Source organism: Scytonema sp. UIC 10036 (assembly GCF_009725235.1).
Window position 1 is genome coordinate 1 of record NZ_WJFC01000073.1, and the last position, 17,812, is coordinate 17,812.

Below are 17,812 nucleotides of genomic sequence, written 5' to 3' on the forward strand. Positions count from 1 at the left end.
CCCCCTATACAAAGGATACGCTTAACAAAATAGTTCATGTTTGGTCTAATCGGACACCTTACCAGTTTGGAACACGCGCAAGCGGTAGCTAGACACTTAGGCTACCCTGAGTACGCGGAGCAAGATTTAGATTTTTGGTGCAGTGCTCCGCCCCAAATCGTTGATAATATCACTGTTACTAGTGTTACCGGTCAAAAAATTGAAGGGCGGTATGTAGAATCCTGTTTTTTGCCAGAGATGCTGGCGTCGCGGCGAATCAAGGCAGCGACACGCAAAATCCTCAATGCTATGGCTCACGCTCAAAAGCACGGCATAAACATCACAGCTTTAGGCGGGTTTTCCTCAATTATTTTTGAAAACTTTAACTTAGAGCAATTTAGACAGGTCCGCAACATTAAATTGGAGTTTGAACGTTTCACTACGGGCAATACTCACACAGCTTACATTATTTGCCGACAAGTAGAACAAGCATCAGTACGCTTGGGAATTGAATTATCGAAGGCGACTGTTGCTGTTTGTGGGGCGACAGGAGACATTGGCAGTGCTGTCTGTCGGTGGTTAGATCAAAAAACAGATGTCCGAGAACTGCTGCTAATTGCTCGCGATCGCGAGAGATTGCAAAACCTACAAGCAGAACTGGGTCGTGGAAAAATCGTGTCCCTGGAAGAAGCATTGCCGCAAGCCGATATTGTTGTTTGGGTTGCCAGTATGCCCAAAGGCGTGGAAATTGACGCCACTGTTCTGAAGCAACCTTGTCTGCTCATTGATGGCGGTTATCCAAAAAATCTCGCAAGTAAGATTCTGCATCCTGATGTGTATGTCCTCAATGGGGGCATTGTCGAGCACTCTCTTGATATTGACTGGAAAATCATGCAAATTGTTAATATGGAAGTGCCTGCACGTCAATTGTTTGCTTGTTTTGCCGAATCCATGTTGTTGGAATTTGAGAAGTTATACACTAACTTCTCTTGGGGGCGAAATCGGATTACCGTAGAGAAAATGGAGCACATAGGTCAGGTGTCGGTAAAACACGGATTTAGACCATTGCTTGTTTAGTTCATCGTTAGTTGTTAGTTGTTAGTTGTTAGTTGCTAAAAATTTCTACTAACTACTAACTACTAACCACCAACCACCAACCACCAACCACCAACCACTAACCACCAACCACCAACTACTAACAAATATCTGAAAATGGCAACTACTGAGCGTAAACAGCTACTGTTAGATTTTGAAAAGCCGTTAGCCGAACTAGCTACTAGAATCGACCAAATTCGGCAACTAGCGGAAGAAAATGGCGTCGATGTCACCAGTCAAATTCGTCAACTAGAAGCACGTGCCATGCAACTGCGGGAAGAAATATTCAGTAGTCTGTCGCCGTCACAGCGACTGCAAGTCGCTCGTCACCCACGTCGCCCCAGTACTCTCGATTACATCCAGTCTATTAGTGATGAATGGATGGAGTTGCATGGCGATCGCTGTGGTTCTGACGATCCTGCATTAGTCGGTGGTGTGGGACGTTTGGGTGGAAAACCTGTCGTTATGTTGGGTCATCAGAAAGGTCGCGATACGAAGGATAATGTTGCCCGTAATTTTGGTATGGCATCCCCTGGTGGCTATCGCAAAGCGCTGCGGTTAATGGAACACGCCAATAAGTTTGGTATGCCGATTTTAACTTTTATCGACACGCCAGGGGCTTGGGCAGGAATTGAAGCCGAACATCAAGGTCAAGGAGAAGCGATCGCTTACAATTTACGGGAGATGTTTTGCTTTGATGTCCCCATTATTTGCACTGTCATTGGTGAAGGCGGTTCTGGTGGTGCGTTGGGTATCGGTGTAGGCGATCGCCTCTTAATGTTTGAACATTCCGTTTATACTGTTGCTACCCCTGAGGCTTGCGCTGCCATTTTATGGAAAGATGCCAGTAAAGCACCCCAAGCAGCAGTTGCCTTAAAAATTATTTCTCACGACCTCAAGAACTTGGGAATTATCGACCAAATCTTGCCCGAACCTGTGAGTGGCGCTCATTCCGATCCTTTACAAGCTGCCAATACACTCAAACAAGCTTTGTTAAACAACTTGGAGGAACTCAACCGCTTTACACCTCAAGAACGACGCCAATTGCGTTACGAAAAGTTTCGCAAGATTGGTGTTTTCACTGAACTTGCTCACTGACAGGGCTGAGGTTATTTACTAACTTAGCAGCAATGCTATAATTGCCTGTGGTACTTAAAGATTTTTAACAATCCTTTAAGCCACAGGCATTTACATTTTTAGTCGATAGTCGATAGTCAGCGGCAATAGCAAACACACTTTTGGCGTTAGACTCTTGGCTATGGGCTAACAGTTAACTACCGGGGTGAGATAGCGTTTTCTATGCGAAAGTTTGCTGTCGTTACTCAGAAAACGCCAGACACAGACAGGATTGAGATATATGGAGTCTAGCAGCTACCATAAGAAATTCAGTGGATTTTTAGCTTTGTTTAATTTATTTGAGTCGAAAAAATTTCAGAATCTAGATGGCAATGCGGTTGAGTAACCGCAACAAAGTGGGGAGACAGCATGAGTGTTGAGCATAAAAGACGTGCTTTGATTACTGGGGCAAGCAGTGGCATTGGCAGAGAAACTGCTTTGGCGTTTGCACGAGCAGGTATGGATGTAGCCCTAGTGAGCCGTTCCATAGAGAAGTTAGCAACGGTCTGTCAAGCTGCAAAGCACGCAGGAGTAGAAGCAAAAGCATATCCGTTGGATTTGTCTTGTGTCTCTCTAGTGCAACAAAAGATGCAGGAAATAGCTAGTGATTTTGGGGATGTAGATATCTTGGTAAATTGTGCTGGTATAGGTTACACAGGCTCTCTGAGTGAAACCTCTCTATCTGACTGGAATCTGGTTTTAGATTTAAATTTAACCAGCGTCTTCCAGTGTATTATGGGAGTTTTACCAGGAATGCGAGCTCGTGGCACAGGCACAATTATCAACGTTTCTTCAATAGCTGGCAAGCAAGCATTTGCCAATTGGGGTGCTTACAGTGTCAGCAAAGCAGGTTTGATAGCTCTTTCCCAAACTCTGGCACAAGAAGAACGCGCCCGTGGTATTCGCGTGACTGCGATCCATCCCGGTGCAGTCAACACAGAACTATGGGATACAAAAACCGTCAATGCTGACTTTGACCGCTCAAAAATGTTAACCCCGGAAATTGTTGCTCAATCAATTCTTCATACTGCCTTGCTACCACAGCAAGCAGTCATTGACGAATTAATTCTTATGCCTAGTGCTGGTGTTTTGTAATTAGTCATTTGTAATTAGTCATTTGTCGTTTGTCATTTGTCGTTTGTCGTTTGTCATTGGTCATTTGTAATAAATATGAGTAACCAATGACACTTGACCAACGACACTTGACCAATAACCTTTTGACCAATGACTAATGACCAATGACCTTTTGACCAATGACACTTGACCAACTTTCAAACCTTTACACAGACTGTGACATCATGACTATTGCTCGTTCCAACGGTATCGATCGCGCCCAATCTCCTCTTATTCCTGATTTAACGGAATCCATTACCCCAAGACCCGATCGCAACACTCACAATGGGCGGGAACCTGATTTGCATCCCCAAACAGAGGAGCAGATGGAGCAGATGATGGAAGCCGTGAGAACTTTACTGGTGGGTGTTGGGGAAGATCCAGAACGTGAGGGGTTGCTGAAAACACCCAAGCGAGTAGCAGAGGCAATGCGATTTCTGACAAGCGGTTACAACCAATCTTTAGAAGACCTCGTAAACGGCGCTATCTTTGACGAAGGTCACAACGAGATGGTACTTGTACGCGATATCAATTTATTTAGTCTGTGCGAACACCATATGCTACCGTTTATGGGAAGAGCACACGTTGCCTACATTCCCAACCAGAAAGTCGTGGGACTGAGTAAACTTGCCCGTATTGTTGAGATGTATTCCCGTCGTCTCCAGGTTCAGGAAAGGCTAACTCGCCAAATTGCCGAAGCAGTTCAGCAGATTCTAGAACCCCAAGGAGTGGCTGTTGTGATTGAAGCTTCTCATATGTGCATGGTCATGCGGGGCGTACAAAAACCAGGCTCTTGGACTGTCACAAGTGCGTTGCTAGGTGTGTTTCAAGAAGAACAGAAAACTCGTGAAGAGTATTTCAATCTGATTCGCCATCAAGCATCGTTTTTTTAGTTAGTGGTTAGTGGATAGTAGATAGTGGATAGTGGTTAGTGGTTAGTGGTTAGTAGAAAAACCAACAACTAACAACTAACAACTATCCACTATCCACTAACTACTTTTCAGTTTTTCAAACAACTTTGCTACTTTGTCTAAATCTTTATCCCCAGGGGCATGCTCTACGCCACTGGAGAGGTCAATGCCGTCAGGATGAACTTGATTTAAAGCTTCCAGAATGTTGTCTGGATTTAATCCCCCTGCTAAAAACCAAGGACAACCAGGACTAAATTGCTCTAACATCGCCCAATCTAAAGTTTTACCCGTACCACCTAGTTGTTGCGGATGGTACGCGTCTAATAGTACGGCATCTACGTAGTTTATATAATAAGATACTTTGTCTAGGTCTTCATGACCGCGTATTCTCAAAGCTTTTAAAATCTCTACATCGGGCAAAAATTCGCGGAACTGTAAAGCAAATTCTGGAGATTCATCTCCATGCAGTTGAACGCCAGTTAACCCAGAATCTATGACTGTCTGCTTTATTTCTTCCAGGGTGGCGTTGGCAAAAACTCCTATCTTATCTATTTTTTCCGGTAGTTGTTCTACGACAGACCGAATTTGCTCAACTGTAACATAGCGGGGTGATGATGGGACACACATAAATCCCAATGCTGTAGCACCCAAAGAGGCAATTATTTTGCCTTGTTGTGGTTGTGTAATTCCACAAATCTTAATTCGCATAGCACTTTCCAAGTTTAGTATTGATTTATACAAATAGAGAATTGTATAAAAAAATTATAGTTTTTCCCTATTATGATTTTATAATTTTTGTGGTTTACATAAAAAGCGATCGCTATCTAACCATGAGCGATAAACTACGGTCTCTTGCCAATGGTGTTAGCCGATATGCTTGTTCGTTGTCTGAAGGAGAAAACGCTTGACTCTATTAACTTTACTAGCAGCCGCCGCAACAGTTCCCGCAACACCGGAAATCAATACTACTGTGGCAGCAATTATCAGCGTCAGCTGTTTAGTATCTGTTTTACTAGCAACGAGGATTGAAAAGCCTCAAGTTGGTTTGAAGTTGCCTGTATTGCCCCTAAGTATTCCCGCATTCATCGGTGCTATGTGTTTTGGTCATATTGTCGGGGTTGGCATCGTATTGGGTTTGACCAACATTGGCGCTATTTAACAGAGAGCTTGCAGGTTAAATACTGGTAGCTATTTTGCTCTAACTAGGGGGGGAGATTAATTCCTCTCCCTAGAGAGAAGATTGATTGTGTCCTCAGAAGGAGCATAAACAAAGGTTGTAGAGACGCCTTTATATGGGCTACTTGAGTTTCATCATGGAGCAAAGTTGTATTGCGCCTCTACACCAGGAAGTTTACATTTTGCCGGAGGACGAGTAGTGATTTCATCTTTGTTATTCGCTGTTCAATCTACAACTCCCAACACTGGTGTTGGTTTGAACTTTAGTGGAACGATAATTATTGTTATTAGCAGTCTATTAGCTCTGTTGATTATTCCCAGAGTGGTTCGCTATCCTCACGTTGGAACCAAAATGCCCCTTCCCTTCCCTTCCTTGTTTAATAATCCCAGTGTTGGTACGTTCCTCGCAGCATTGAGTACAGGTCACCTGATTGGTGTTGGTGCAGTTTTGGGCTTGACCAATCTAGGTCGTATTTAGATTTTCACAACTTGAATAATCCTTAAAAAGTTGGTAGGTCTTTTAACTTGCGGATTAATCCGGGAGATAAGAAGACCTACCACCTTTTGTTTTAATTCTTAAGACGTTCAACCTTATTTGAGATTTGCTCGCTAGCAGTAATTGTTTATTCTAGAAGTAGAGCATCACAAAAGTTCAATTGCTGATTTTTCCAATTTCAGTCTGGAATCATTGGTGCATTCAAACTATATAAGTAAAAACACTTACACGTCATATATGTTTTCGCTTAGCTGTAAACGTCTAGATTTTGGGAAAATATAATGCAAACAAATTGGAAAATCGGGTCTTTATTTGGAATTCCACTGTTTTTAGACCCTTTATGGTTTGTCATATTGGGGTTGGCAACCCTTAACTTTGGGGTAGCGTACCAAAGATGGGGTCCTGTTCTAGCTTGGAGTGCTGGAATTGCCATGGCTCTACTGTTATTTGGTTCAGTTTTGCTTCATGAATTGGGTCATAGTTTAGTAGCGCGATCGCAAGGTATAAAAGTCAATTCCATCACCTTGTTTTTATTCGGTGGAATTGCTGCTATCGAAGAAGAATCCAAAACCCCAGGAAAAGCATTCCAAGTGGCAATTGCCGGACCTGTAGTCAGTGTTGGGTTATTTTTTCTCTTAAGATTGTTGGTAACTGTTTTGCCAGAAAATAGCCCTGCTAGCGTGATGATTGGGGATCTATCAAGAATCAATCTAGTTCTAGCACTGTTCAACCTCATTCCGGGTTTGCCCTTAGACGGGGGACAAGTGTTGAAAGCCGCACTGTGGAAAGCAACAGGCAATCGCTTTCAAGCTGTGAAGTTAGCAGCAAGAGCAGGACAAATTTTAGGATATGGTGCGATCGCTCTTGGCATGGCAGTTGATTATTTTACAGGAGAGTTAGTCACTGGTTTGTGGATAGCCCTACTTGGTTGGTTTGGCATCCGCAACGCCAGCAGTTACGATCGCGTTACTATTTTACAAGAAACTTTACTGAGTTTGGTAGCATCCAATGCCATGACACGTGACTTTCGTGTTGTAGACGCCAACCAAACGTTACGTTCCTTTGCCGATGCCTACTTGTTAGATGGCAACCCTTCAGAAGTTTATTATGCTGAATCGGATGGACGCTACCGTGGTATGGTTTCCATAGAGGATTTGCGTTTGGTAGAAAGAAGCCAATGGGAAACCCTAACCGTGCAAAGCATAGTGCATCCTCTGACAGAAATTCCCAGCGTTACCGAGTTAACTTCTATCGTTGATGTCATTAACAAGCTAGAAAATGAACAGTTACAGCGCATTACCGTACTTTCTCCCGCAGGTGCTGTCTCTGGCGTCATTGATAGAGGAGATCTTGTCCGGGCTTTAGCTGAAAAGTTAAATTTGCGAGTAACAGAAGCCGAGATTAAGCGCATCAAAGAGGAAGGCAGCTTTCCTCCTGGTTTCCAATTGGGCATTATCGCCAAATCCACAAAGTCTGACATTGGTTAGTGGTTAGTGGTTGGTACTTATACGAAATTACGTAGGTTGGGTTGAGGAACGAAACCCAACATTTATCAGCATTTTTTGGGTTTTGCTTGTGCTCAACTCAACCTACTATTTCCCAAAACCTACGTAGTATTGAAATCCAATCTACTTATCCTGCAAGCTAGATGGTGAAGAAGTCAGCAATGAATTAATAACTTCCTTATGCTTTTGATGAAACTTTAATACTTCTAGATATGCAAAAGGTACTACGATTGGCCAAAAAACAGTAGCTATAACCAAAATAATTATAGAGAACATCCTGTCATCAGAAGTCATTTCTGCGTCGGCAATGAAAAAATTCAGCCATTTTTGGAAGAAAGAAAAAGCCATCGTGAAGTAAAATATGAGAGCTACATAAAGAGGAACAGTTGACATCATAAGAGTTTTAATATAAGGAAGACGAGAGCAGCAATCCTGTTGTTTTACAAGTACGCAATATAAATATTATCTTCTGAGCAATTAATTAAGAAACCTTAAAAATACTTAGAGATGATTTATAAATGAATCGATTTGTTGGGTTTCGTTCCTCAACCCAACCTACACAACACATTTGAACTTCTGAGGTTATCCTTTTCTCTTGCTTACAACCTTAATTATGTCGTAGCATGAGTTATCATGAATACACCCACAGCAACATTGCTTATATCCTGCCCCGACCAACGGGGACTGGTGGCGAAAATCGCCAACTTCATCTACACCTATGGTGGTAATATAATCCACGCAGATCAACACACAGATTTTGCAGCTGGATTATTTCTCACCCGCATTGAATGGCAGTTAGAGGGATTTAATTTGCCTCGTGACCTAATTGCTCCAGCGTTTAACGCCATAGCCCAACCTTTAGAAGCTAAATGGGAACTCCACTTTTCTGATACTGTTCCTCGCATTGCCATTTGGGTGAGCAAACAAGACCATTGCCTGTTTGATTTGATATGGCGACAACGGGCAAAAGAGTTTACTGCTGAAATTCCGCTGATTCTTAGCAATCATTCCAACTTAAAAGATGTTGCCAAGCAGTTTAACATAGACTATCACTACATCCCAATTAATAAGGAGAATAAACAAGAACAGGAAGCCAAACAGCTAGAACTGCTGCAACAGTATAAAATAGACCTGGTTGTCTTGGCAAAATATATGCAAATTCTGAGCCAAGAATTTATTGTTCAATTTCCCCACGTAATTAATATTCATCACTCCTTTTTGCCAGCTTTTGTTGGTGCAAATCCCTATCATAAAGCTTTTGAAAGAGGTGTCAAAATTATTGGAGCCACAGCACACTACGTTACCGCAGATCTAGACGCAGGACCAATTATCGAACAAGATGTTGTCCGCGTCAGTCATCGAGATGAAGTAGAAGATTTAATTAGAAAAGGCAAAGATTTAGAGAGAATTGTGCTAGCTAGGGCAGTGCGATCGCATTTACAAAATCGCGTCTTAGTTTATGGCAATCGGACAGTTGTATTTGAGTAAACCCTGTTATAAACATCCGCGTTCGTCTGCGTTTGTCTGCGGTTTCATATCACTCAAGTCCCAAATTTCACAAAAAGTCTATTGCTTTTCCAAAATACAGAACAATGCTTGTGGAAGCCGATCTAAAGTACCTTGATAGACAGTTTCTTTTACAGACACAACATTGAAACCATTGATAAAAATATCTCCAATTTCTTTAGGAGTAAATCGATAAGGACCGGATTCTCCTTTTTCTAAATGACTAAAGCATTTTAAAAACAAATAACCTTTGTGTTTAATTAAACTATGTACAGCCAAAACATAGTCTTGTCTTCGATTTGGAGGAAGCACGTGAAAACAGCCCCTGTCAAAGACAAAATCAAATTCAAGAGAAAGATTGCTATTAAGAATATCATCTTGTCTAAACGCAATATCTAAGCCCTTTTCTCCAGCAGCAACCCGAGCCTGATTGATGGCTGTAGCTGAAATATCCGTAGCAGTGACCTTGTAGCCACGTTCCGCTAATATTATTGCTTGAGTCCCCGGACCTGTGCCAAGATCCAAAGCCATTCCTGTAGAAATGTTTAGCTTTGTTAACGCTTCGTCAAGATCGCCATCGAGAGTGGGGTTGAACCAGGGCAAAGATTCCACCCGCTCTTCCCGATATAATTTGTCCCAGTCAGGAAAGTCTCGTTGTTGAGTCATAAGTTCTAATGCAGGGTATAACCTCAAACATACCTTAAGCCAGAGGTAGGTAAGTCAGTCTATTTATTAGATTAATTGAAACTTTGTCATTGAGGCACCATTAGTTTATGGACTTTAAATATAGATGGAAAGATGGTCATAAACCAAGCCGCGATCGAGCAGCAACCAGCGACTCACTCTTAGACAAAGGACAATTCAAGAGCAAAAAAGATTGGCAAATGGCAGAGCAAGATGCTCGCAAACGTCTTGGTGTCCCTTTAAAAACGATGGATCAAGATCGCTCTATACTCCCTCATGCTGCTCCTGCTGAAAGCGATGAGAGCGACTTGTTGTAGATATTAACGAAAAAGGGAGTAGGGGGAAGAAAAATTTTCATTTCTTCTGGTGTACGAAAGTAGATGACGGCTACTTTGAATCTGATTTAGAAGAATTTTCAATTAAAAAACCCAAAAGATAAGTCAGCGTAGCAGCACCAAAAGAGAACAACGCAACAATAGCATCACGAGGTAAAATACCGTCCAACCAACTCCCTTGAATGCGAGAAACTGGAAAATCTTTATCTAAGCCGATTTGAATTTGTTTAGTTTTCCCAGAAATCCGAACTTCTATACCCTTCTTGGGTTCGATTCGCAAATTACGTATGCGTTGTATATCTAGAGGTAGATCGGGTTCCTCCCCCATGAGAAACTGATTGGCTTTAATTTCTCGTTCCTGCTCTACCATGCGGATTTTACCTTCCACTATTGTAGAAACCGTGACATCATCACTGACGACACCAGTTCTATTTCTACGTTGAAAATACACATCTTTAGTGTCAATCTTCTCCTGAAACCATTGGTTGGGATCGTTGCGAGAAGATTGCTCTATACTCAAATCAATCTGATTTTTTTTCTTAATTTCTAAATTTAATTCTTGACCTTGTGGAGTCAAGATAAATTCTAAAGGTTGTTGCTTATCTAACTTACTAGCATTGATTCCAGAAATATCGTAATTTTCTAAACTCACTTTAATAGGGGTTTCTCCTAAATAAATTTTTAACACATTTGATTGTGTTTGATTGGAGTTTTGTTCTAAATTAAAATTGAGTATATGTTGCTTTTCTAAAAACTTATATCTTAAATTAGATACTTGCGTATTTGGTAAAATACGTAATTCTTCAATGTCTATTTGACTGCTCTTTTTGCTGACTATAGGTTTTATAACTAATTTACTGTCATCATTTTTAAGTTGAATCTTTAAGGGTTTATTAGAATTATTAAGTTCTGAAAAAGAAGAATTCTGAAATTTTCCCGTAAGAGTGACTTCATTATTAATGATTCCCTCAATGTCAAGATATTGTATACCTCTTATTGGATTAAGCAAGAGTTTGTCTTGTCCTCCATTATACGTAAAACTAAGCTCTTCTACAGTCAGGTTACCTTCAAATACGTGAGTTCTTGGAATAATGGCAGCAAGGCAAAGAAGACCGAAAACCACAACGAGAAATAAAGCAAAAAGAACTACTTTTTGAGCAACTAAATAATTTCCTAGCTGGCTTCCTTTGCTAACAGCCAATGCTGAAATAGTTCTTACAGCCGACACTACCCACGCCATCAGAGTAGTTATAACTTTCCAAATTCCCCGCAATACCCAAATCGAGAAAGGTAGAAGTTTTTGCTTAGTCTTTGGTGGTCGATGTGCCATAATCTATTTCAGCCAGTTTGGATTGTGTTCAAAAACCAATCTCCGCTCTAACGACTGCGCGGGTTGATTTATTGGCTCGATATTAGCAATAAAGTGGATTTCGTAGCGTCCAGCAGGAGCTTTACTCCCATCCCAGGTAAAGGCAATTTCACCGCTACGGAAATTATTACGAGGACTGCTATAAACTTGTTTTCCCTCTCGTAAGATTTCAAAGGTAGAAAACTTTGCCCGACTGGGGGTATAGAAAACAAATTCATATATTCCAGAAGAGTTTCCTAAAATCACTGGAATGTGTATTGGTTGAGAACCTGATAGAAAATATGCTAGAGCACGGAGACTATCTACGGGTACGTTCTCTCTTTTAAGGACGTAAGTATCCCAAATAAATTTAAAGCCAGAAGCATCAGCAGACAGGGAAGGGTTATCTAATTGGTAATTCTTGTCTAAGGATTGTACCTTAATTTGTGGGTTGCTACCGCCATTAATGCGGGGAATTTGCAAACTCAAAGTTTCGCCATAACTGGAAATATTTCGGATAGCAATGGAAATCAAACGCAGGCTGTTCCCACTAATGGGTTCCCTCCGAATCCCTTCGCAACGGGTGGGTTGGTTGCGACGAATATACTCTGTAGAGCGAGGATTGCCTTCAGGACAAGAAGCTCGAGCAGGAAAATGGCTAAGATTTAGAAAGAATAATAGGCTTGTCAAAAAAACTTTGTAGTTCATAGTGCTTGTAAACCTAATGTACGTAGTTTTTCTTTAATGACAGAAATAGGATGAGCAAAAGTTTCTCCACTGGAGTCACGTTCAACAATCATGCCCACAAGCTGATTATTTTTTGAGTTGATGACAGGACCACCAGAATATCCTTGTTTAATTGGAATCTTGGATATTAAAATTTTCTCGCTATGATAACTAGTAATTTCTCCTGTGTGCAGCGCCCAAGGAAACTCATCATAAGGATGACCAATAGCACGGATGGGCATTCCTCGATGGATGGGGTCTACAGAAGTTGACAAGGGCTGAATATCCTCTGGTAAGTTACCTGTGATTTCCAAAACTGCCAAATCAACGGGATCGTTTGGTTCAGTCATTTTCAAAAGCTTGGCACTTCGCCGCATTCTGACTTTACCAGAAGGTGGTTGACTGTAAAATTCAACTTTAATATTTTTACCTTCTTGACCAGAATCTTTATCAAAAATGACATGGCGATTGGTAATAATAAATGCTCGATCGCCTTCTCGCTTAATGACTATACCTGTACCGTTTTCAACACCTAGTCTCTCGCGGGTATTAAACTCAGCCGTCACAAATACCACAGGACGTAAAATCAGTAGAGATGGCTCATTCTTTGGTAACCATGCTCTATCATCTGCTGTTTCAACTTGAGTGTTGCTTCCTACAGTTAATAACCGCTGTGCTTCATTCAGATTGTTTCTGGCGTAAACATAATTGGGATCGAGGGCAATAGCTTGCTTATATTCTGCGATCGCTTCTTTTAATTTGCCTTGTTCTTGGAATGCTAAGCCTAAATTATTGCGAGCTAAAGTATGAGCGCTAGCTGTAGTTCCAGATTTATTTTCCGGCAACTTTAGTGCTTTTTGGTAAGCAGCTATTGCCTCATCCAATTTTTTCTGGTCAGATAGCGCAATGCCGAGATTGTTGTAAGCACCAGCATAGTTGGGGTTGAGTTGGATGGCTTTGTTATAGGCAGCTACTGCCTCATCGAGTTTTTTCTGGTCAGAGAGCGCATTGCCGAGATTGTTGTAAGCTACGGCATCGTTGGGGTTGAGTTGGATGGCTTTGTTATAGGCAGCTACTGCCTCATCGAGTTTTTTCTGGTCAAAGAGCGCATTGCCAAGATTTTTGTAAGCTACGGCATCAAGTTTTTTTCGATCTGTTAGCGAGTTTCCTACGTTGCTGGGATCGCCTGTATTCTTGGGGTTTGGTGGAGGTGCTTCACGGAAAACTGCGATCGCCTCATCTATTTTCTTCTGGTCGTACAATAATAAACCCAGATTTTTGTAAGTAGGAGCAAACTGAGGGTCGATTTGAATTGCTTTGCGGTACACTGCGATCGCTTCTTCCAACTTCTTGTTTTCTGTTAGAATCATCGCTAAGTTGTTGTAAGCACGAACATCATTAGGATTGAGTTGGATAGCTTTTCGGTAAGCAGCAATTGCTTCTTCCAATTTTTTTTGAGAAGACAGTGCTTTGGCTAAATAAAAATATGCGGTAGCATCTTTGGGGATACGTTCTAGCACTTGACGCCAAACTGACTCTGCTTCTGAGTGCTTGCCTTCATTTTGAGCACTAATGCCTTGCTGGTAAAGTAAATCTATAGATTGAGCCGTGACTAGCTGAGGAAACACAGCTAGAGATAAAGTTATAAATAAGCTGATGACTATACTCTTTCGCACAGTTCACCCAAATAATTTAATAAATTTTTAATATTTTGATACTCATTGTCCTATATTGATATTGTCGTAATTCTTACTCATAATGTTTCATAAGATTGAAACAATTGTAATGTATACCAGATCCCCGACTTCTTAAAAGGATACAGAGTCTTGAATGAGGGGTGTTATCCCTCACTTTACAGGAGGCGGAGCCTCCCTTAAGGCATTCCCAGGCTGAGCCTGGGAACGATGCATCTGATGAATGCGTTAGCCAGAAGAGTAAAATACCCGAACAAGAACCTTATTTTAACAAGCGATTTCGTCTGTACTATATCTAAATTGTCATCACAAAGTTTAGGCTATCCGTAGTGTAGAAGGTTCTGGTAAAGGCTTGTTGGTTTGTTCATAGGCGTATATCAGATCTTCTAAAACTTCCTTGACATTCTCAAGTGCTTCTTCATAAGTTTCTCCGTCTGTCCGAGCGTACTTTCCCCATTCAGGCAAACTAGCTACATATGCCTCATCGCTTTCAGACCATTGAATCAAAATACTATATTTCATTCTCCATCCCTTTGCTCTAATTGCTCCGATTCTTCTATTGCTGCTACGTCTTTTTCTAAAAGGATGTTTTAGATGTTTCAAAAGATTTTACGGACTTACTAATACCAATTCAAAAAATGTTTGCAACAGATCCAGGCGTAGGGGCGCAATGCCTTGCGCCCCTACAAAATCCGTGTGTCGTACTCTTTTTTCAAAATGGTATAAAAATCAATGTTTTGAAACTCACGTAGGTGAGTTTCGCCTGTATAGCTGCGATTTCTAATCGCCAAGGCTAGTTTAACAAACATCCTCTAAGAAGCAAGTAATCCTTTTTCTTGCAACAAAGCATTAGCCCAAGCTGCATCTGCTTCTTTAAGCGGTAACCAGCAAGGCTGAGAATAATCTATTCTCATGTCAAATCCCGCTTGGTCATATACTTCGTTTATTAAGGTTTGTAAATCTACGACTGGTTCAACGTCAAGCGGAACTAGCGGTAACGGAAATGAAGGAATTGATTGTCGCAAACTAAAAGCATACAAATCCGCTTCAGGACGGCGATCGCCACGACTACTGAGTATACAATAATCGCTATTGGGCAAGCTTTCCATAATTGGCATAGATTTTCCACTCCGAAGCAAGTCAATTTCCACCAAATTGGTAATACTTGCTAGCACCTGACGCCGCTTGCGTTCGTATGCGTCTCGTCCTTCTCCTGCGTGTTTGTTTTTTGGAGAGAGAAGTTCGACAACTGTAACTGCATAGTTCTTTCCCATCTCTCTAATTTCTAGATATTTTTCTTCGACAGTTTCAACCAATGGTACAGAAACCTTCACTGGTTCTTGTGTACTAACAGTTGTATTGGACGAAAAATCATTTGGAAAAGAACGCCCGAAAGTTGATTTCTGAGAAAACACTGTTACATCTGGGATACCAACCAATAGATCGACTTCGCTAAGATAGGTTCGCTTTTCTACAGCTACATGATACTTGGGACGGAGGCTGGGCGCTAGAGCGATCGCGATCGCCATAATCAAGCGACTGTGTACCTCAGACCATAGATCGGGATTTTCGAGATAAGGATCGACCCCTAGAAATGGTGAAGGCATGGCGCAACCTCAGAACTTAATACTCATCTTGACATTTCTGCTCTTCTTTGGGGAGAAATTTTTGTCTGAGTGTATCTTCTTGATGGAGATTAGCGCATAATATTAGAAACACATTAAGAAATATTACATTACATAAGTCAATCTTAGTATGAGCAAAACAGCCCTGAATCTCATAGCAATATCTGTCTTTGCCATGACTATGTCCACCTTGCTGGGACCAATCGTTCACCTATCGCCCACAATTCCAGCAGTGGCAACCTTTACGGTTTTAGGAATCGCCACTCTCGACTCTTTCAGTTTGCAAGGAAAGGGCGGTAATCTTCTTTTAGATTGGATAGCTAGTTTTTCACCCGAATACAGAGAACGTATCCTCCACCACGAAGCGGGACACTTTCTTGTCGCTTACTTGTTGGGAATTCCAGTTGTTGGCTACACTCTCAGCGCTTGGGAAGCAATCAAACAGAAACAACCGGGACAAGGCGGTGTGAGTTTTGAGGATGGGGAATTAGCATCTCAACTCGAACAAGGTAAGATAAGCGCTCAAATGCTGGATCGTTATTGCATAACTTGGATGGCGGGTATTGCTGCAGAAACATTAGTTTACAACAATACTGAGGGAGGTGCTGACGATAAAAGCAAGCTAGCAGGAGTGTTGAAAAGTTTGGGTTTTGCTGGAACGAATATCAATCTCAAACAGCGATTTTGTCTCCTCCAAGCGAAAACTTTATTGCAAGAACATTGGTCGGCTTACCAAGCCCTTGTGGATCTCATGCGACAAAGGGCTTCGGTTGCAGAGTGTACTCGCGTATTGGAAAAACAGGGTGTAGGGAGTAGGTGTAGGGAGGAGTGTTTTTAACTGAAAAAAGAAGCAGTCTGGCGATGTGGAATGTGATGGAGTGAGAGGCTAGTGCAACCCACAACACGATCGCGCCCTGTTGCTTTTGCTGTCAACAAGTGTCGATCCGCACGCTGAAGCAGGCTGACTCCCTTTGCGTCGTCTTCTGCTTGCAAACAAGATGTTCCCAAACTGATTGTGGCGTTGAGAGAAAGTTTGTTGTTGATGGCAAATGGTTCCTTACTGATTATGGAATTAAGACGGTTTGCTACAGCGTATGCTTCGTCACAATTCGTATTGGGAAGGATTATCACAAATTCTTCTCCACCATAGCGAAAGGGAGTATCTTGAAACCGCAAGTTGTGGCGCAAGCGGCAACAAAGTAATTGTAAAAGGCGATCGCCTACCAAATGCCCGTGGGTATCATTAACTTTTTTAAAATAGTCCACATCTAGAATAATTAACGAGAGTGGAGTTCCTTGACTGCGGGCTTTTTGAATTTGATTGGGCAAATCTGACTCTAATGCACGGCGATTCTTGAGTTCTGTTAGTGAGTCAGCCAGGGCTATGACTGAGAGGAAATCATTTTTTTTGATGAGTTCTCGATATTTTTGTGCTTTCCGCAAACCTACATTTAAATGAGCGAGTAGCAAGCGATGGCTAGCCATTTCTTCTTGTCTTGACTCCTCACCTCTTTGCTCTACAGACCAAATGTATGCATCTGCTCCTTGTTGTAGTGCTAAAGAAGTTCTCTCCAACTCCCAATCCTCACCGCTTGTATTTTTCAGAGCAAGCAGTTGGGGAGTGTCTTCAATCAGAATGCAGTAAATCCAAGATAGCGTTGTTTGTTCTTTTAACCAATGACATAATTCCATACTGCCATTCCAACTACCCTGCACCAATATGACATCAGGCGGGGTCACTAGAATGCGCGAAACCGCCTGATTGAAATCGCTGATGAGTTCTACGCTAAAAGAAGATGCATCTAGAATATCCTTCGGAAGTTTAGCGAGAAAACTATCACCTCCAAAGATCGGAATGGAAATGTTCATTGCTTTACTTTTTGCCCTATTTCTACTTAAAGGGTTTGAACTTTGTGAACTTAATTCATGCTCCCTGCGATTTGTGATATACGGCTGTATGTCTAATGAGGGAGAGTTAAGACGTATATAAATGTCTCATACTTAGCCACAATATGAATTTTTAATTTTTTGCTACTCATCATACTTTACTTTAAATAACTACAGTTGCTGTGGTTTCAATTTCTGATACCCAACGTCTCGTGTCTTATTTTTGATGTAGAATAGTATAATTACCGAGCGATTCATGATAATATATAAACTTTATTGAATGTTTAAAATACACGTGTATTAGTTCCCTCCCCTTTCCAAGGGGAGGGTTAGGGTGGGGTAATAAATATTTGACGTATTAGTTCCCTCCCCTTTCCAAGGGAGGGTAGAGGTGGGGTAATAAATATTTGACGTATTAGTTCCCTCCCCTTTCCAAGGGGAGGGTTAGGGTGGGGTAATAAATATTTGATACATCAATCCTGAGTTTTCAAACATCCTCTTATGCCTTTCTTTCGGTAATTTTTGGGATAGAGTTAACTAGTTTTTCATAAAATCAAACACTTAACTTATTTTTTACCTTGAAAAAAGTATTACTCCCTCAGTAAAGTTTCTATTT

The 17,812-nt window shown here is 41.4% G+C and carries 19 protein-coding genes; 10 read left to right on the plus strand and 9 right to left on the minus strand.

Going from position 1 to position 17,812, the window contains the following annotated elements; all coding sequences use genetic code 11:
* Positions 1 to 36: 36 nt before the first annotated feature.
* From F7734_RS29365 to folE, 4 genes are all read left to right on the plus strand, one after another.
* Positions 37 to 1,056: a long-chain acyl-[acyl-carrier-protein] reductase gene (locus tag F7734_RS29365; protein ID WP_155748114.1), complete on the plus strand. Its 1,020-nt coding sequence runs from the start codon at positions 37 to 39 to the stop codon at positions 1,054 to 1,056.
* A 135-nt stretch (positions 1,057 to 1,191) separates the two neighbouring features.
* A complete protein-coding gene (locus F7734_RS29370; protein ID WP_155748115.1) occupies positions 1,192 to 2,172 on the plus strand; it encodes an acetyl-CoA carboxylase carboxyltransferase subunit alpha in 981 nt (326 codons plus the stop codon).
* A gap of 387 nt (positions 2,173 to 2,559) precedes the next feature.
* Positions 2,560 to 3,285 carry an SDR family oxidoreductase gene (locus F7734_RS29375; RefSeq protein ID WP_155748116.1) on the plus strand — a complete coding sequence of 242 codons (726 nt, stop codon included), beginning with the start codon at positions 2,560 to 2,562 and terminating at the stop codon, positions 3,283 to 3,285.
* 203 nt (positions 3,286 to 3,488) lie between these two features.
* Positions 3,489 to 4,196: a GTP cyclohydrolase I FolE gene (folE, locus tag F7734_RS29380; protein WP_155748162.1), complete on the plus strand. Its 708-nt coding sequence runs from the start codon at positions 3,489 to 3,491 to the stop codon at positions 4,194 to 4,196.
* A 96-nt stretch (positions 4,197 to 4,292) separates the two neighbouring features.
* Here the strand turns inward: folE and F7734_RS29385 are convergent, their stop codons facing one another.
* Positions 4,293 to 4,922 carry a phosphoribosylanthranilate isomerase gene (locus F7734_RS29385; RefSeq protein ID WP_155748117.1) on the minus strand — a complete coding sequence of 210 codons (630 nt, stop codon included), beginning with the start codon at positions 4,920 to 4,922 and terminating at the stop codon, positions 4,293 to 4,295.
* Positions 4,923 to 5,118: 196 nt separating this feature from the next.
* Here F7734_RS29385 and F7734_RS29390 point away from each other — a divergent pair, with 196 nt between their 5' ends.
* The 3 genes from F7734_RS29390 (at position 5,119) to F7734_RS29400 (ending at position 7,373) form a co-directional block, all read left to right on the plus strand.
* The gene (locus tag F7734_RS29390) at positions 5,119 to 5,373 is read left to right on the plus strand and encodes a photosystem I reaction center subunit PsaK (RefSeq protein ID WP_155748118.1); all 255 of its coding nucleotides are present in this window, start codon (positions 5,119 to 5,121) and stop codon (positions 5,371 to 5,373) included.
* A gap of 216 nt (positions 5,374 to 5,589) precedes the next feature.
* On the plus strand, positions 5,590 to 5,868 hold the full coding sequence (gene psaK / locus F7734_RS29395) for a photosystem I reaction center subunit PsaK (protein ID WP_166482233.1): 279 nt from the start codon (positions 5,590 to 5,592) through the stop codon (positions 5,866 to 5,868).
* A 299-nt stretch (positions 5,869 to 6,167) separates the two neighbouring features.
* Positions 6,168 to 7,373, plus strand: a complete 1,206-nt coding sequence (locus F7734_RS29400; RefSeq protein WP_155748119.1) for a site-2 protease family protein — start codon at positions 6,168 to 6,170, stop codon at positions 7,371 to 7,373.
* A 141-nt stretch (positions 7,374 to 7,514) separates the two neighbouring features.
* Here the strand turns inward: F7734_RS29400 and F7734_RS29405 are convergent, their stop codons facing one another.
* On the minus strand, positions 7,515 to 7,787 hold the full coding sequence (locus tag F7734_RS29405; RefSeq protein ID WP_155748120.1) for a hypothetical protein: 273 nt from the start codon (positions 7,785 to 7,787) through the stop codon (positions 7,515 to 7,517).
* A gap of 237 nt (positions 7,788 to 8,024) precedes the next feature.
* Between F7734_RS29405 and purU the strand changes: the two genes are divergently transcribed.
* A complete protein-coding gene (gene purU, locus F7734_RS29410) occupies positions 8,025 to 8,879 on the plus strand; it encodes a formyltetrahydrofolate deformylase (protein WP_155748121.1) in 855 nt (284 codons plus the stop codon).
* A gap of 78 nt (positions 8,880 to 8,957) precedes the next feature.
* On the opposite strand, the gene F7734_RS29415 is transcribed toward purU, so the two are convergent.
* Positions 8,958 to 9,563 carry a class I SAM-dependent methyltransferase gene (locus F7734_RS29415; RefSeq protein WP_155748122.1) on the minus strand — a complete coding sequence of 202 codons (606 nt, stop codon included), beginning with the start codon at positions 9,561 to 9,563 and terminating at the stop codon, positions 8,958 to 8,960.
* Between the two features lie 107 nt (positions 9,564 to 9,670).
* Here F7734_RS29415 and F7734_RS29420 point away from each other — a divergent pair, with 107 nt between their 5' ends.
* Positions 9,671 to 9,898 carry a bromodomain-containing protein gene (locus F7734_RS29420; RefSeq protein ID WP_155748123.1) on the plus strand — a complete coding sequence of 76 codons (228 nt, stop codon included), beginning with the start codon at positions 9,671 to 9,673 and terminating at the stop codon, positions 9,896 to 9,898.
* Between the two features lie 70 nt (positions 9,899 to 9,968).
* On the opposite strand, the gene F7734_RS29425 is transcribed toward F7734_RS29420, so the two are convergent.
* From F7734_RS29425 to F7734_RS29445, 5 genes are all read right to left on the minus strand, one after another.
* Positions 9,969 to 11,246, minus strand: coding sequence for a hypothetical protein (locus tag F7734_RS29425; RefSeq protein WP_155748124.1), 1,278 nt, complete (start codon positions 11,244 to 11,246; stop codon positions 9,969 to 9,971).
* 3 nt (positions 11,247 to 11,249) lie between these two features.
* Positions 11,250 to 11,972: a hypothetical protein gene (locus F7734_RS29430; RefSeq protein WP_155748125.1), complete on the minus strand. Its 723-nt coding sequence runs from the start codon at positions 11,970 to 11,972 to the stop codon at positions 11,250 to 11,252.
* Positions 11,969 to 13,666: a serine protease gene (locus tag F7734_RS66315; RefSeq protein WP_155748126.1), complete on the minus strand. Its 1,698-nt coding sequence runs from the start codon at positions 13,664 to 13,666 to the stop codon at positions 11,969 to 11,971. The genes F7734_RS29430 and F7734_RS66315 overlap by 4 nt, the downstream gene beginning before the upstream one ends.
* A 333-nt stretch (positions 13,667 to 13,999) precedes the next feature.
* Positions 14,000 to 14,206: a type II toxin-antitoxin system HicB family antitoxin gene (locus F7734_RS29440; RefSeq protein WP_155748127.1), complete on the minus strand. Its 207-nt coding sequence runs from the start codon at positions 14,204 to 14,206 to the stop codon at positions 14,000 to 14,002.
* 290 nt (positions 14,207 to 14,496) lie between these two features.
* A complete protein-coding gene (locus tag F7734_RS29445; protein ID WP_155748128.1) occupies positions 14,497 to 15,291 on the minus strand; it encodes a DUF4058 family protein in 795 nt (264 codons plus the stop codon).
* Between the two features lie 148 nt (positions 15,292 to 15,439).
* Between F7734_RS29445 and F7734_RS29450 the strand changes: the two genes are divergently transcribed.
* Entirely contained in the window at positions 15,440 to 16,147 is a 708-nt protein-coding gene (locus tag F7734_RS29450) for an ATP-dependent Zn protease (RefSeq protein ID WP_155748129.1), read from the plus strand.
* Here F7734_RS29450 and F7734_RS29455 read toward each other — a convergent pair.
* On the minus strand, positions 16,144 to 17,178 hold the full coding sequence (locus F7734_RS29455; protein ID WP_155748130.1) for a diguanylate cyclase: 1,035 nt from the start codon (positions 17,176 to 17,178) through the stop codon (positions 16,144 to 16,146). The genes F7734_RS29450 and F7734_RS29455 overlap by 4 nt on opposite strands.
* Between the last annotated feature and the right edge of the window lie 634 nt (positions 17,179 to 17,812).